Raw genomic sequence first — 14,843 nt, 5'->3', positions numbered from 1 at the left:
CACATCCTCTCACAGGCTGGTTACGGATCAGAGATCCACGCTGTTCGGCAGGATCACAATGTCGCGTACGGTGACGTTTTTCGAACGCGTCACCATAAACAGCACTGACTCCGCCACTTCAATCGGCTGCATCAAACTGCCGTTGGCCAGCGCTTCATCCATTTTGGCTTTTGGCCAGTCGTCCAGCAGAGCGGTCACCACCGGGCCCGGTAGTACGGCGCCGACGCGCACGCCATACTGCGCCACCTGGCGACGAGTCGTATGTACAAACGCCTGCACGGCGAATTTCGACGCGGTATAGACAGGCTCCCAGATCACCGGCACCACGCCCGCGATGGAGCTGGTGAAAATAATATCCCCGGATTTTTGCGCGATCAGATGCGGCAGGACGCTGCGCACGCAGCGGAAGGCGGCGTTGATGTTGAGGTGCAGCACGCGGTCCCAGACATCCGGGTCGCCCTCGGCCACCGGCCCGCCGATATAGGCCCCGGCGTTGGCGTGGAAGATATCGAGACGCCCGGTGAGCTGCAAAATGCCCTGCAGAAGGTTATCGACCTGGTCCGCCTGCATCAGATCCACCTGCAGAGCGAAGGCGTTTTCGCCAAGTTCGGCGACCAGTTTGTTGAGCTTTTCGCCTTCGCGGTCGATAAGCACCACTTTTGCGCCAGCTCCCAGCAGGGTCCTCGCGCACTCGAGGCCGATACCGGACGCCGCGCCGGTGATCGCGGCGACTTTACCGCTGAGGGAAGTATTCATAGAGGAGACAGAGTGGTTCATTTTATAATCCTTTGCCGTGTCTGGTTGCAACTATCGAACCCGAGGGCATCGCGTTCGAGGTGATGGACAAAAACATGGTAACCTATTGAATATCAGCATCATTATTCAGGCTTGCTGGCATGTTAAGGCGGTATGCGCGCGTACTTCCTGGCGTGAAATGGATGCTCAATCGATGAAGCTATGTTGCTCTCGCTTCATCGATTGAGCAAGTGGGGAAATTAACAGCGACATGATTTTGTGACGCAAGTTGGAAAAATGAAGAAGATAACGATTTACGACCTGGCGGAGCTTTCCGGCGTTTCGGCGAGCGCGGTGAGCGCAATCCTCAACGGCAACTGGAAAAAACGCCGCATCAGCGCAAAGCTTGCCGAAAAGGTGACACGGATTGCTGAGGAGCAGGGCTATGCGATTAACCGCCAGGCCAGCATGCTGCGCAGTAAAAAATCACACGTCATTGGCATGATTATCCCCAAATACGATAACCGCTACTTCGGCTCCGTCGCCGAACGCTTTGAGGAGATGGCCCGCGAGCGTGGCCTGCTGCCGATTATCACCTGTACGCGCCGAAGCCCGGATCTGGAGCTCGAAGCGGTAAAAGCGATGCTCTCCTGGCAGGTTGACTGGGTGATCGCGACCGGGGCGACCAATCCGGATAAAATTTCCGCGCTGTGCCAGCAGGCGGGCGTGCCCACGATCAATCTCGACCTGCCGGGGTCTCTCTCTCCGTCGGTGATTTCAGATAACTACGGCGGCGCGAAAGCGCTGACCCACAAGATCCTCGCTAACAGCGCCCGCCGTCGGGGAGAGCTGGCGCCGCTGACCTTCATCGGCGGGCGCAGCAGCGACCATAACACCAGCGAGCGTTTACGCGGCTTCCGCGATGCGCATCACGAGCAGGGGCTGCGCGTGCCGCAGGCGAATATTCTGGCTCCCGGCTATTCGAAAGGCCACGTTGAGGCCTGCCTGCAGGAGCGGTTTGGCAGCGCGAAGACGCTATTGCAGGGGATATTTGTTAACTCGACGATATCCCTCGAAGGGGTTGTGCGCTGGCTGTCGCAGGTAGGGCTGACCGGCAGCGAGCAGCCGCCGATGGGCTGCTTCGACTGGGATCCGTTTGTCTATCTGCTGGGGCACGATATCGACATGGTGCAGCAGGACGTACCGGCGATGCTGGACGCTGTTTTTTCGATTATTGACGCCGGCGAAGCCAGCCAGCAGCGGATTGAAATTCCGCCGCGATTGATGAGCAGTAGCTGAGTCGCCGTCTGCTGATTGCCGTTAGCGCGTCAGCAGCCAGCGCGCGGTATGTTCATCGGTCACCAGACCGTTGATCCAGCCGCCTTTAAGGGCGGCCAGGATCGCCGGTCGTTTGTATTCTCCACAGGCCGCGGCAATCCGCGGGCAGTGGTTCTGGCGGATATCATAGCTGGTGATCATGCGGTTGATCTCGCTGTCTACCACCACGCCTTCTGCATCGATAAACCGCCCGAGGATCTCCCCGATGCCGCCGCGGGCGGTCAGCTCATCCATCTGCGCCTGATTGATAAAGCCGTCTTTAAAGATGGGACTTTGCGTGCCCAGCGGACCAATGCCGACAAAAATCACATCCGCCTCCCGGGCGACGCCAGAGACGCTGCGGAATAAGCGATTGGTGCACCACATCTCATACTCATCCGCGGTCTGGGCGTAGCGCGGCGCAGGCCACTGATAGTACTTGGCCTTAATTTTGCGGGTGAGCAGCAGGGGCACGTCATCGTAATAGTTGCACTGCCCGTCGGCGTCCATGGCGCTGATCAGCGCCACGCAGCGGGTATTCAGGCTGTCGAAATCGATGCGCTGCAGCGCTTTTTTCAGGGTCAGGCCCGAGCCCAGGCCGATGATTTTCTCTTTATCATCCTGCAGATAGCGAGCCATCAGCTGATAGCAGCCAAACGATACGCTGTCGAGGGTACTCTCTTCGCTAAAGGCGGGGACCACATTGCACTCGATAAGCCGGTACTTTTCCTGCAACAACTGCGCATAATCGAGGCAGTTCGCCACCGGATGGTGCAGATTAATCGACACAATCCCTTCTTCTTTCGCGGCGGCGATCAGCCGTTGCACCACCGGTCTGGAGGTGCCCAACTGGCTGGCAATCTCGCTCTGATTCTGGCCGGCGATGTAGTACATCCATGCGGCACGCACCTTCTGATCCAACCGGATATCGTCTTCTTTACTCATGGTTTCCCGCCCTAAGTTGCTGGCCAGGGCACGCAATTGGCCCGGCGAATATCCGCATTCTCGCCGTGGTTGCCATAACTGGCAAGCTTTTGCTCTTTATTGGTCATTTGTAATTTAAGTGGGTAATTGCTCTTTTGTGATCCGTGGCTCTTATTTTGGTCAAATGATCAATTACAGTGGCGCCATCCACTCAAGGAGAGCAGAACATGAACAATCAATTCACATGGCTTCATATCGGTCTGGGTTCTTTTCATCGCGCGCATCAGGCGTGGTATCTGCATCGTCTGATCGCTTCCGGCGATAAGCGCTGGCGCATCGCGGCGGGCAATATTCGCAATGACGCCGAGCAGGTGGTGCAGGCGCTGGCGGCGCAGGGCGGACGTTACGTCCTGGAGACCGTCAGCCCGGAAGGGGCGCGTGAATATGAAGAGATCACCTCAATTCAGAAACTGCTGCCGTGGCAGGCCGGGCTGCAGCCGCTGATTAATGAAGGGGCCAACCCGCAAACCAAAGTTATCGCCTTTACCGTGACGGAAGGGGGGTACTACCTGAATACCCGCCATCAGCTGGAAACCAGCAACCCCGATCTGCAGGCTGACCTGAAAGGCGAATGCAAAACTATTTACGGCACCCTCGCGCGAATTCTGGAAAAGCGCATGGCGGACAACGCCGGGCCGCTGACCCTGCTCAACTGCGACAACGTGCGTCATAACGGCGAGCGCTTCCACGACGGGATGGTGGAGTTCCTGCAACTCACCGGCAAACAGGCGGTGATTGACTGGATGGCGGCCAATACCACCTGTCCGAACACCATGGTGGACCGCATCACCCCGCGTCCGGCGGCCGATCTGCCGGCCCGTATCAAAGCGCAAACCGGCATTGACGATAAGGCGCCGGTCATGGGCGAGACCTTTATCCAGTGGGTGGTGGAGAACAACTTCCGCGATGCCCGCCCGAACCTGGAAGCGGTCGGCGTGGAGATGGTCGAGTCGGTTATCCCGTATGAAGAGGCGAAAATCCGCATCCTGAACGCGTCGCACAGCTGCATTGCGTGGGCGGGGACCTTAATCGGCCAGCAGTATATTCACGAAAGCACGCTCACCGATGTTATCTACGCCATTGCCGACCGCTACGTCACGGAAGATGTGATCCCATGCCTGGGCGATAACGGTATTGATTTGCCGACCTACCGCGATGTGGTGCTCAAGCGCTTTACCAACCCGCATATCCAGGACACCAACCAGCGCGTCGCCGCCGACGGCTTCTCGAAAATTCCGGCGATGATCGCCCCAACCCTGCAGGAGTGCTATCAGCGCGGCGTCCGCCCGGAAGCGACCGCCATGCTGCCGGCGCTGTTCTTCGTCTTTATGGAGCTGTGGCATAAGGGAACCCTGCCGTATCAGTACCAGGACGGCATCCTGGATGAGCAGGCGGTGCATGAGATGTATGAGGCTCAGGATCCGCTGGCTGTCTTCGCCCGCGATAAAGCCCTGTTTGGTGACCTGGCCGACAACGCGGATTTCCTGGCGCTGATGCGCGAGAAAGTCGCCGCCGTTTATACGCTGATTAAATAAGAGGTGGCTATGTATCTGGGTATCGATCTTGGCACATCGGAAGTCAAAGCGCTGGTCATTGATGAGAACAATCAGGTTATCGCCAGCCATAGCGCGCCGCTGAGCATTCAGCGGCCTCATCCGCACTGGTCAGAACAATCACCGGAGTTATGGTGGGAGGCGACGGAGTATCTGATGGCCACGCTGCGGGAAAAATGCGCCCAGCACTGGCAGGCCGTCAAGGCGATTGGCCTCTCCGGACAGATGCACGGCGCGGTGTTGCTGGATGAAAAGGGGGAGACGATCCGTCCGGCCATTCTGTGGAACGACACCCGCTGCGCCGCAGAGTGCGCGGAGCTGGAGGAGATGGCGCCGGAGCTGCATCAGGTGGCGGGCAACCTGGCGATGCCCGGCTTTACCGCGCCGAAGCTGCTGTGGGTGCGTCGTCACGAGCCGCAAAACTTTCAGCGCACCGCCACGGTGCTGCTGCCGAAGGATTATCTGCGCTACCGGATGACCGGGAAGAAAGTCTCCGATATGTCGGACGCCGCCGGGACGCTGTGGCTGGACGTGGCTAAGCGCGACTGGTCCGATGCGCTGCTGGACAAGTGCGGTCTGTCGCGCAGCCAGATGCCGACGCTGGTGGAAGGCTGCGAGGTTTCCGCCACCCTTGATCCGAAAGTGGCCGAACGCTGGGGGCTGAACGCCTCGGTGGTGGTGGCCGGGGGCGGCGGCGATAACGCGGTCAGCGCCATTGGCGTCGGCGCGGTCTCGCCGGGGGACGCGTTTATTTCGCTCGGCACCTCAGGGGTGCTGTTTGTGGTGACCGACGCCTATCGTCCGGCGCCGCAGTCGGCGGTCCATGCGTTTTGTCACGTTCTGCCGAACCTGTGGCATCAGATGAGCGTGATGCTCAGCGCCGCCAGCTGTTTGCAGTGGTTCTGCCGCCTGACCGGCACCACGGAGGTGGCGCTGCTGGCGGAGATTGCCGAGCTAAGCGAAGAGGAGAAGGCCAACGCGCCGTTCTTCCTGCCCTATCTCTCCGGGGAACGTACCCCGCATAACGATCCTGACGCTCGCGGCATGTTTTGGGGTATGACCCACTCCAGCCTGCGCGCCCAGCTCGGCTACGCGGTGCTGGAGGGGGTGAGCTTTGGCATCAACGACGGCCTGCAGGTATTGAAAGAGAGCGGGACGCCGATCGCGCAGTGCTCGCTGGTGGGCGGGGGCGCCCGCAGTCCGTTCTGGGCCCAGCTGCTGGCCGATATTCTCGCTATGCCGGTGGTGACCCACAAAGGCGGAGAGACCGGCGGCGCGCTGGGCGCGGCGCGGCTGGCCTGCCTGGCGGCGGGCAAACCGGTTGCCGCGGTATGTGAAAAACCGGAAGTGTGGCAGACCTGGCGTGCGGATCCCGTTCGCCACCACACCCTGATGCAACGCTACGCGCAGTTTAAGGCCCTGTATTTAAACGATCTGCACTATCGGCAGCATTAATTTTTATCACCATAACCGCTCCGGTGAACTAACCGGAGCGGCCTCCTGTACCCTGAAAACGAGGTCATTATGTCTATCAATAATAAACAGTGGCTCGGTTTACCCCTGAACCTGCTCTGGGGATACATCGCCATTGCCGTATTTATGACCGGCGACGGTTTTGAATTAGCCTTTCTCTCGCACTATATCAAAGCGCTCGGATTCTCCCCGGCGGAGGCCTCCTTTGCCTTTACCCTCTATGGCCTGGCCGCCGCGCTGTCGGCATGGATCTCCGGCGTGGTGGCGGAAATTATTACGCCGCTGAAAACCATGATGATTGGCTTCGTGCTGTGGTGCGTATTCCACGTGCTGTTCCTCGTTTTCGGTCTCGGTCACGCCAACTATGCGCTGATCCTGGTTTTCTACGGCATTCGCGGCTTCGCGTATCCGCTATTCCTCTACTCGTTTATCGTGGCGATTGTCCATAACGTCAAAAGCGACAACGCCAGCTCGGCCATCGGCTGGTTCTGGGCGGTCTATTCCATCGGCATCGGCGTCTTCGGCAGCTATATTCCGAGTTTCACCATTCCGCACATTGGCGAAATGGGCACCCTGTGGCTGGCGCTGGCCTTCTGCGTTACCGGGGGCGTGATTGCTCTGGCTTCCCTGCGCCATATTAAAACGCCGCAGCATATGCAGAACCTGACCACCCGCGAGAAGTTTGCCGAGCTGGGCCGCGCCGCGACGCTACTCTATACCAACCGCAATATTCTGCTGTCGAGCATGGTCAGGATCATCAATACCCTCTCGCTGTTCGGCTTTGCGGTGATTATGCCAATGATGTTCGTCGATGAGCTGGGCTTTAGCACCTCGGAATGGCTGCAGGTGTGGGCGGTCTTCTTCTTCACCACCATTTTCTCTAACGTGCTGTGGGGCATTCTGGGCGAAAAACTGGGCTGGATGAAGGTGGTGCGCTGGTTTGGCTGCATCGGGATGGCGCTCTCCAGCCTGTCGTTTTACTACATCCCTCAGCACTTCGGCCACAGCTTTGCGATGGCGCTGATCCCGGCCATCGCTCTGGGGATCTTTGTCGCCGCCTTCGTGCCGCTGGCCGCCGTGTTCCCGGCGCTGGAGCCGAAGCACAAAGGCGCAGCGATTTCGGTGTATAACCTGTCGGCGGGGATGTCGAACTTTCTCGCCCCAGCGATCGCCGTGGTGCTGCTGCCGTTCTTCAGCACCATTGGGGTCGTCATCGCCTATACCGCATTGTACGTGGTGGCCTTTTTCCTCTGTGCGTTTATCCGCGTCGAGCAGCCAGGATTTTCCCACAAGGAAGCGTCGGCCAGCGAGCAGGTTGAATTCTCTTAAGGTGATGCGGCTGGCGTGCCAGGCATGCCAGCCTTAATGAGGTGAATGATGAGTATTCAGGCAGTGATTTTTGACATGGATGGCGTGATTATTGATTCCGAAAGCCTGTGGCGGCAGGCGCAAATCGCCGCCCTCGCGCAGTGGGGGGCAACGGCGAGCGTCGAGGAGTGCGAAACCCTGACCAAAGGCAAGCGCCTCGATGAGATCGCCGGCACCTGGTGCCGCTATTTTCAGCTTAACGTTGCCCCGTCGCTGCTGGAAGACGCCATATTGCAGCGCATTACCGGCCTGATCGCCGCCGAAGGTGAGCCGATGCGCGGGGTGCATGAGGCGTTACGCTATTTTCGCCATGCCGGTTATAACATTGCGCTCGCCACCTCCTCGTCCCGGCAGGTTATCGCCGCCGTGCTGAACAAGCTCTCGCTTTGGCACTATTTTGATGTGATTTCCAGCGCGGATGAAGAAGCGCAGGGCAAGCCGCATCCGGCGGTGTATCTGACGACGTTGGATAAGCTTAATCTCGACGCCAGCCGGTGCCTGGTGATCGAAGACAGCTTCAACGGCTTTTGCGCGGCTCAGGCCGCGGGTATTCCTACGGTGGTGATTGCCGAAGATAGCCAGCACGCGCGTTTTCAGGCCGCCGTGGGACGCTACCGGGCGCTGCCTGAACTGCTGGAAGTCCTCACCGCCGAGCCAGAGGCGGCGGTTTAAGTAACCATTTGTGGGCGCAGACATTCCCGGGATGTAGCTGGTCGGTTAATCTCTTCTCTGCGCTCACGCCCCATTTATAGCTTTTATCCGCGGGAGAGGGGCAGGGGGCTGCGCCGAACCGGTGTTTTGCCGGGTGGCGGCTGACGCCTGACCCGGCCTACATTGACCCACCCGGCTGACCCGGCCTACATTGTTCCACCCGGCTGGCGCGGCGCTTGTCCGTGCTGCATGAGAGCCGCGGACCACAGGCCCGGCAAGCGCAGCGCCGCCGGGCGATGGGCGCCTGTCCGCCTCAGCGCAACAGCGGGCAGTCGGGCGGCAGCCGGCAGCGCAGGGCCGCCGGTAACAGCTCCATGCGGAAAGTTTTGCCGGTCAGCGGTTCGCCGTCGAGGTTAAACGTCATCTCATGGGGGGCGGTGATCTCAAACCACGAGGAGACGCCGTCGACAATATTGGGCGAGTTTTCCGGATTTGCCAGGGTGCTGAAGAGGGCAGGGATCAGCTCTTCGCCGGTGAAAATGCGCAGATGCAGCAGGCCGTCGTTAATCAACGCCTCCGGACACAGCTGCTGGCCGCCGCCCGCCTGGCGGCCGTTGCCGATGCCGATGACCAGCGCATCGCCCTGCCAGTGAAAGTTCTCCCCGCGGATCTCGCAGCGGTCCGGCTTCAGGGTATCCATGCGCATCAGGCCGTGGATTAAATAAGAGACACCGCCGAGCGCGGCTTTGAGTTTTTCCGGCGTTTCGGTGGTGATCCGGGTGCCGAACCCGCCGGTCGCCATATTAATAAAGCCGGTCTTATCATTAACCCGGGCGATATCAATCGGCACATCGCGGCCGACGATCGCCAGCTTCAGGGCGCTGGCCAGATCCTGCGGAATACCGACGCTGGTGGCGAAGTCGTTGGCCGTGCCCAGCGGTAAAATCCCCAGCGCCATCCTGCTGCCGCGCTCCACCAGCGCCGTCGCCACTTCATTAATGGTGCCGTCGCCGCCGCCGGCGATCACCGTTTCAACGTTCAGCTGCAGGGCTTCATCGATAAACCGTACGGCATCGCCCTTTTCCCAGGTGACGCGGACGTGAATATCGATCCCTTCGTCACGCAACAGGTTAACCGCCTCGCGTAGCTGCGGTTCATTGGCACCTTTGCCGTTAAGGATCAGTAAGCTGGCAGTAAACGTAGACATCATCAAGGGAACCTTTATTGCTCAATGTTGCATAAAGTGTACCGCATGACGCCAGCGAAGGCCGGAGGAGAGACAAAAAAATAAGCCCGCGTAAGGGAGATTACGCAGGCTAAGGAGGTGGTTCCTGGTACAACTAGCATTTATGGGTTATGTTTTTCAGCGAAATGGATGATACCTGTTTCGATCGAAACGGTATGTGATCCGATTCTAATATCCTTACATCGTGAAAAAATAACGCAAATTAACTAGTTACCGTGCGGATTTCTGGTTGTCTGACCAGTAAAGTTGCGCATCAGCAGCGCATACTGCAGGGGCAGGTCATCCGGCACAGGCAACCATACGGTATAGCCGTCGCCCGGGGCCACCGGCATGGCTTCGCCTTTGCCATTTTCCATATGCTCGAGGGTGAAGTTGACGTTACCCTGCGGGGTCATCAGTTCGAGACTGTCGCCAACGCTGAACTTATTTTTGACCGCCACAGCCGCCAGCGGGCCGTTACGCTCCCCGGTGAATTCGCCGACAAACTGCTGGCGCTCGGAGAGGGAGTAGCCGTACTCGTAGTTCTGATAATCGTCATGGGTATGGCGGCGCAGGAAGCCTTCGGTGTACCCGCGATGGGCCAGTCCTTCCAGCGTTTCCAGCAGGCTGGTATCAAACGGTTTGCCGGCGGCAGCGTCGTCGATCGCCTTGCGGTAAACCTGAGCGGTGCGCGCGCAGTAATAGAAGGATTTGGTGCGGCCTTCGATCTTGAGCGAGTGAACGCCCATCTGGGTCAGACGCTCAACGTGGGCGATAGCCCGCAGATCTTTCGAGTTCATGATGTAGGTGCCGTGCTCGTCCTCGAAGGCGGTCATGTACTCGCCCGGGCGTTTGGCTTCCTCGATCATAAAGACTTTATCGGTCGGCGCGCCGATGCCGAGGGTTGGCTCCACCGTCTGCACCGGGATCGGCTCATATTTGTGGACGATGTTGCCGACGTCGTCCTCTTTGCCTTCCGCCACGTTATATTCCCAGCGGCAGGCGTTGGTGCAGGTGCCCTGGTTCGGGTCGCGCTTGTTGATATACCCGGAGAGCAGGCAGCGGCCGGAGTAGGCCATGCACAGCGCGCCGTGGACGAAAATCTCAATTTCCATCTCCGGCACCTGGCGGCGAATTTCTTCGATTTCATCCAGCGACAGTTCACGCGACAGGATCACGCGGGTCAGCCCCATCTGCTGCCAGAATTTGACCGTCGCCCAGTTGACGGCGTTGGCCTGCACCGAAAGATGGATCGGCATATCCGGAAAGTTTTCCCGCACCAGCATGATTAAACCCGGATCGGACATGATCAGCGCGTCCGGACCCATCTCCACCACCGGCTTCAGATCGCGAATAAACGTTTTCAGCTTGGCGTTATGCGGGGCGATGTTGACCACCACATAGAATTTTTTACCCAGCGCGTGGGCTTCATTGATGCCGAGCTGCAGATTTTCGTGATTGAATTCGTTGTTACGCACGCGCAGCGAGTAGCGCGGCTGGCCGGCATAAACGGCATCGGCGCCATAGGCGAAAGCGTAACGCATATTCTTCAGCGTTCCCGCCGGGGAAAGGAGTTCTGGTTTAAACATGGTGTTCTCGTTCTGATGACAGGTCAGATTCGCCGCACCCGGTGCGGCGAGTTGGGGGAGTGTCCCCACATTAAGGGCGGGCATTGTAGCGCCGCGGCGAAGGGGAGTAAATATCAGATGGGTATCTTTCAGCATGGCTAATTTGTTTGCCATTTTGAACCTGGGCAGTGCTCATACTGACAGCACTAATAACGCCTGGTGGGATAGGCTCTATGGAATTCCCCCGGGTTGCGGCGTAAACGCCTTACCCGGGCTACGGATTGCAGACGGCGGTGAACGTGTAGCCCGGCTAAGCGCAGCGCGAGCCGGGAAAAGGCTAACTACGCCAGCCGGCAGGCGTCCGCTTCCCAGCGGTAGCCAACCCCGTATACGGCGCGGATAAACGACTGTTCGGCGTCCAGCGCCTCCAGCTTGCGCCGCAGGTTCTTGATGTGGCTGTCGATGGTGCGGTCGGTCACTACCCGATAGTCGTCATACAGATGGTTGAGCAACTGTTCGCGGGAGAAGACCTTCCCTGGCTCCTGGGAGAGGGTTTTCAGCAGCCGGAACTCGGCGGGGGTGAGGTCCAGCAGCTTGTCGCGCCACGAGGCCTGAAAACGCCCCTCGTCGACAATCAGCGGGCTCTGGGCGTCCAGCGCCTGCAGGTCGCGCTGCGGCTTGCAGCGGCGGAGAATGGTTTTCACCCGGGCGACCACTTCCCGCGGGCTGTAGGGCTTGCAGATATAGTCGTCGGCGCCGATCTCCAGCCCCAGCAGGCGGTCGATCTCTTCGATTTTCGCCGTCACCATCACCACCGGAACGTCGGAGAAGCGGCGGATTTCCCGGCACAGCGTCAGGCCGTCGGTGCCGGGCAGCATCAGATCCAGCAGGATCAGATCCGGCGGGGTCTGCCGAACGTAGGGCAGGACCTTATCGCCATGGTTAATCAGCGTAGGCGCATAGCCGGCGGCCTGCAGATAATCAATCAGCAGCTGGCCGAGCTTGGGTTCATCTTCCACGATCAGAATGCGCGGGGTGTTTTCATCTACAGGCAATTCAGTCATACGTCTCTCGGTAAATCATGTTCCAGAGGTAACTCAACTTTAATGCTAACCCCGCCAAAAGGCGAATGGTCGGCGCGCAGGGTGCCGCCGTGGGCCGCTACGATATTGAGGCAAATCGCCAGCCCGAGGCCAGAGCCGCCGCTGGCGCGGTTGCGCGATCCTTCCGCCCGATAAAAGCGTTCGCACAGGCGGGCCAGCTGCTCATCGCTGACCCCGGGGGCGCTGTCGGCGAAGTCGATCACCAGCATCCGTCCGCTGCGGCGGGCGGTAATGTGCAGGCTGCCGCCGCTGTCGGTATAGCGCAGGCTGTTCTCCAGCAGATTGTTGAAGAGCTGCATCAGGCGGTCGCGGTCGCCGAAGATCATCGCCTGCTCCGGGAGCGACACCTGAATGCTCAGCTGCCGGCCGGCGAAGCGCTCGCGAAACGCGCCTGCGGCCACCTCCAGCAGGGTGATGATATCCAGCGAGGTTTTCTGGTAGGCCAGCGCGCCCTCATCGGACATCGACAGCTGGTGAAGGTCGTCCACCAGCTTGGTGAGGGTGGCGACCTCGGCCTGCAGGGAGGGAATGGACTCTGGAGTAAACCGTCGGACCCCGTCCTGAATTGCCTCCAGTTCGCCGCGCAGCACCGCCAGCGGGGTACGCAGTTCATGGGAGATGTCGGCCATCAGATCGCGACGCATCTGCTGGTTGCGCTCCAGGGTGCTGGCGAGCTGGTTAAAATCCTGCGCCAGGCGGCCGAGCTCATCGCCGCCGGTCACCGTCACGCGGGTTGAAAAGTCGCCCGCCGCCAGCTTATGGGTGCCTTCCACCAGCCGCTTCACCGGCGCCAGCAGGCCGCGGGCCAGCGGGAAGGTGGCCAGCGCGGCAAGCAGGGTGGCAAGGGCAACGATCAGCCAGCTGGTGCGCTTCTGCTGCCGGTCGAAGTTAATGTCGGTATTGCGGGTTAGCCTTTCCACCGGCGAGGCGATCACTCTCCCTACCTCCACGCCGTTGACCATAATGCTGCGCTGGCTGCCGTCCTCCGGCACGCGCTCGCGGGGGCCCACCAGCACGCGGCCAGACTGATCGACCACCCAGAACATGGTGCGCCAGCCGTGGGGCGGCATTTCCGGCCTCGGGCGCGGGCCGTCAGGGGGGCCATCCGGCGGCGGCCCGTCCGGACCGGCGTCCGGCGCGTCCATCGCCCCCGGCTTCATGGCGTGCCCCGGCGGCGAGCGGTCGTCATTATCCCGTTCGAAGGTGCGCAGCAGCTGGAAGATAAAGCGGTCGTTGTTGCGCAGAAACGCCCAGCTGCCGTGCTGGGCATACTGCTCGCTCAGCGCGTCGCTGAGCATGGTTAACCGCTGCTCATTGCCGCGCTTGATGTAATCGATAAACCCGCGTTCGAAACTGATGCGCACCGCCCAGTGCATGCTGATCAGCAACACGATGCAGGTGGCGAAAATAGCGAGGAACAGCTTGCCGGTAATGCCCGGGCGCCAAAATTTCACGATCCACTCCTGTTGCGTCGACGAATGACGGTATTACTGCCGAGGTCATCCGGTACCCGGGAAAAGATGAGCGCTGGCAGGGCGATGATCGCCGCCATGCTCAGATAGGTATAGAGAAAGATCTGATGGGTGCCGGCGGCGTCGAGGCTCAGATGCTGCTGGCCGTACAGCCCCAGCAGCAGCCCGGCGATGGTCACGCCAATGCTCATCGACAACTGCATCACCATCGACAGCAAACTGTTGCCGCTGCTGGCCAGATCGTCGGGGAGATCTTTCAGGGTCAGGGTATTCATCGAGGAGAAGCGGCTGGCGTTGATCATCCCCTGCAGAAACAGGATCAGCGGCAGCACATAATACCAGCCCGCCAGGGCGCTAAACATAAACAGCAGGCTGACCGCCGCCAGGCCCAGAGTGCTGGCGACCAGCACCCGACGATAGCCGAAGCGGTTGACCACCTGGACCACGATCCGCTTCATCCCCATGCTGCCGAGCACCATCGGGATCATCATTAGTCCGGCGTGGAAGGGGCTAAAGCCGAGGCCGATCTGTAGAAACACCGGGGTCATAAACGGCAGCATGCCGCTGCCGATGCGCCCGGCGAAGCTGCCGCCGAGGCCAAGGGAGAAGGTGCGGTTGCGAAAGAGGTTGAGGCTGAACAGCGCCCGGGCGTTACCGCGGGCATGCCAAAGGTACAGCAGCAGGGCGGCGAGACCGATGGCCACCAGTCCCGCCAGCCAGCGTGTCGATATGCCGAGCCCTTTCTGGCCGTCCAGGGCCAGGGTCAGGGTCGCCATCCCGGCCGCCAGCAGCACAAAGCCGGCGAGATCGAAGCGCCGGGTCTGCATGGTGTAGTTGGGCATCAGGCAGAGGGTGGCGATGGCCCCGACGATCCCCACCGGGATGTTAATAAGGAAGATCCAGTGCCAGGAGGCGTACTCCACCAGCACCCCGCCCAGCGCCGGGCCGAGCAGGGGGCCGACCTGCCCCGGCAGAGTAACGAAGGTCATCGCCGCCATGTACTGATCGCGCGGGACGATCTTCATCACCGTCAGGCGGCCGACCGGCACCATCATTGCGCCGCCGACCCCCTGCAGCACCCGGGCCATTACCAGCTGGTCGAGGGTGCTGGCCTGGGCGCAAAACAGCGATCCGGCGGTAAACAGCACGATGGCGGTAAAGAAAATATTGCGCACCCCGACCCGGTCGGCCAGCCAGCCGCTGGCCGGGAGCATCACCGCCACCGTCAGGACATAGGAGACGATGATCATATGCATATGCAGCGGACTCTCTCCGAGGCTTTTGGCCATCGAGGGGAGGGCGGTGTTGACGATGGTGGTGTCCAGCGACTGCATAAAGAAGCCGAACGCCACTATCCATAGCTGCCAGCGCACGCTGGCCGGGAGGTCTGTCAT

General features: G+C 60.2%; 12 protein-coding genes. 5 read left to right on the top strand and 7 right to left on the bottom strand.

The window, feature by feature from the left end:
- Window positions 1-27: 27 nt before the first annotated feature.
- Window positions 28-777: an SDR family oxidoreductase gene (locus tag QLG03_RS18835; protein ID WP_004180592.1), complete on the bottom strand. Its 750-nt coding sequence runs from the start codon at window positions 775-777 to the stop codon at window positions 28-30.
- A 255-nt stretch (window positions 778-1,032) separates the two neighbouring features.
- Here QLG03_RS18835 and QLG03_RS18830 point away from each other — a divergent pair, with 255 nt between their 5' ends.
- Window positions 1,033-2,034 (top strand): LacI family DNA-binding transcriptional regulator, encoded by a 1,002-nt coding sequence (locus tag QLG03_RS18830; RefSeq protein ID WP_255989085.1) that lies wholly within the window; start codon window positions 1,033-1,035, stop codon window positions 2,032-2,034.
- Between the two features lie 21 nt (window positions 2,035-2,055).
- On the opposite strand, the gene QLG03_RS18825 is transcribed toward QLG03_RS18830, so the two are convergent.
- Window positions 2,056-2,997, bottom strand: a complete 942-nt coding sequence (locus tag QLG03_RS18825; protein WP_255989087.1) for a sugar-binding domain-containing protein — start codon at window positions 2,995-2,997, stop codon at window positions 2,056-2,058.
- A 206-nt stretch (window positions 2,998-3,203) separates the two neighbouring features.
- On the opposite strand from QLG03_RS18825, the gene dalD reads away from it, so the two are divergent.
- The 4 genes from dalD to QLG03_RS18805 all read left to right on the top strand — a co-directional run bounded on the left by dalD (window position 3,204) and on the right by QLG03_RS18805 (window position 8,102).
- Window positions 3,204-4,571: a D-arabinitol 4-dehydrogenase gene (gene dalD / locus QLG03_RS18820; protein WP_231791767.1), complete on the top strand. Its 1,368-nt coding sequence runs from the start codon at window positions 3,204-3,206 to the stop codon at window positions 4,569-4,571.
- Between the two features lie 9 nt (window positions 4,572-4,580).
- Window positions 4,581-6,044: a xylulokinase gene (gene xylB, locus QLG03_RS18815; protein ID WP_101866621.1), complete on the top strand. Its 1,464-nt coding sequence runs from the start codon at window positions 4,581-4,583 to the stop codon at window positions 6,042-6,044.
- Window positions 6,045-6,113: 69 nt separating this feature from the next.
- Window positions 6,114-7,391 (top strand): D-arabinitol transporter, encoded by a 1,278-nt coding sequence (gene dalT / locus QLG03_RS18810; RefSeq protein WP_255989091.1) that lies wholly within the window; start codon window positions 6,114-6,116, stop codon window positions 7,389-7,391.
- A gap of 48 nt (window positions 7,392-7,439) precedes the next feature.
- On the top strand, window positions 7,440-8,102 hold the full coding sequence (locus QLG03_RS18805; protein ID WP_255989194.1) for an HAD-IA family hydrolase: 663 nt from the start codon (window positions 7,440-7,442) through the stop codon (window positions 8,100-8,102).
- Window positions 8,103-8,394: 292 nt separating this feature from the next.
- Here the strand turns inward: QLG03_RS18805 and yegS are convergent, their stop codons facing one another.
- The 5 genes from yegS to QLG03_RS18780 all read right to left on the bottom strand — a co-directional run bounded on the left by yegS (window position 8,395) and on the right by QLG03_RS18780 (window position 14,843).
- Window positions 8,395-9,291, bottom strand: a complete 897-nt coding sequence (gene yegS / locus QLG03_RS18800) for a lipid kinase YegS (protein ID WP_023290399.1) — start codon at window positions 9,289-9,291, stop codon at window positions 8,395-8,397.
- 242 nt (window positions 9,292-9,533) lie between these two features.
- The gene (yegQ, locus tag QLG03_RS18795) at window positions 9,534-10,895 is read right to left on the bottom strand and encodes a tRNA 5-hydroxyuridine modification protein YegQ (protein WP_004201559.1); all 1,362 of its coding nucleotides are present in this window, start codon (window positions 10,893-10,895) and stop codon (window positions 9,534-9,536) included.
- Between the two features lie 320 nt (window positions 10,896-11,215).
- Window positions 11,216-11,938 carry a two-component system response regulator BaeR gene (gene baeR, locus QLG03_RS18790; protein WP_023290397.1) on the bottom strand — a complete coding sequence of 241 codons (723 nt, stop codon included), beginning with the start codon at window positions 11,936-11,938 and terminating at the stop codon, window positions 11,216-11,218.
- A complete protein-coding gene (baeS, locus tag QLG03_RS18785; RefSeq protein WP_017899359.1) occupies window positions 11,935-13,431 on the bottom strand; it encodes a two-component system sensor histidine kinase BaeS in 1,497 nt (498 codons plus the stop codon). The genes baeR and baeS overlap by 4 nt, the downstream gene beginning before the upstream one ends.
- Window positions 13,428-14,843, bottom strand: a complete 1,416-nt coding sequence (locus QLG03_RS18780; RefSeq protein WP_255989094.1) for an MFS transporter — start codon at window positions 14,841-14,843, stop codon at window positions 13,428-13,430. Before QLG03_RS18780 ends, baeS begins: the two co-directional genes overlap by 4 nt.

This window comes from Klebsiella sp. V115_8, assembly GCF_029967715.1.
Taxonomy (GTDB): Bacteria; Pseudomonadota; Gammaproteobacteria; order Enterobacterales; family Enterobacteriaceae; genus Klebsiella; species Klebsiella quasipneumoniae.
The sequence above is the reverse complement of the archived record's forward strand: the minus strand, read 5'-3'. Positions and strand labels throughout refer to the sequence as shown.

Bases quoted from the DNA above. Each gene is read 5' to 3' on its own strand.
- dalD (WP_231791767.1), top strand. From the start codon at position 3,204: ATGAACAATCAATTCACATGGCTTCATATCGGTCTGGGTTCTTTTCAT.
- dalT (WP_255989091.1), top strand. From the start codon at position 6,114: ATGTCTATCAATAATAAACAGTGGCTCGGTTTACCCCTGAACCTGCTC.
- baeR (WP_023290397.1), bottom strand. From the start codon at position 11,938: ATGACTGAATTGCCTGTAGATGAAAACACCCCGCGCATTCTGATCGTG.
- yegQ (WP_004201559.1), bottom strand. From the start codon at position 10,895: ATGTTTAAACCAGAACTCCTTTCCCCGGCGGGAACGCTGAAGAATATG.
- QLG03_RS18825 (WP_255989087.1), bottom strand. From the start codon at position 2,997: ATGAGTAAAGAAGACGATATCCGGTTGGATCAGAAGGTGCGTGCCGCA.
- QLG03_RS18805 (WP_255989194.1), top strand. From the start codon at position 7,440: ATGAGTATTCAGGCAGTGATTTTTGACATGGATGGCGTGATTATTGAT.
- QLG03_RS18830 (WP_255989085.1), top strand. From the start codon at position 1,033: ATGAAGAAGATAACGATTTACGACCTGGCGGAGCTTTCCGGCGTTTCG.
- QLG03_RS18835 (WP_004180592.1), bottom strand. From the start codon at position 777: ATGAACCACTCTGTCTCCTCTATGAATACTTCCCTCAGCGGTAAAGTC.
- yegS (WP_023290399.1), bottom strand. From the start codon at position 9,291: ATGATGTCTACGTTTACTGCCAGCTTACTGATCCTTAACGGCAAAGGT.
- xylB (WP_101866621.1), top strand. From the start codon at position 4,581: ATGTATCTGGGTATCGATCTTGGCACATCGGAAGTCAAAGCGCTGGTC.
- QLG03_RS18780 (WP_255989094.1), bottom strand. From the start codon at position 14,843: ATGACAGACCTCCCGGCCAGCGTGCGCTGGCAGCTATGGATAGTGGCG.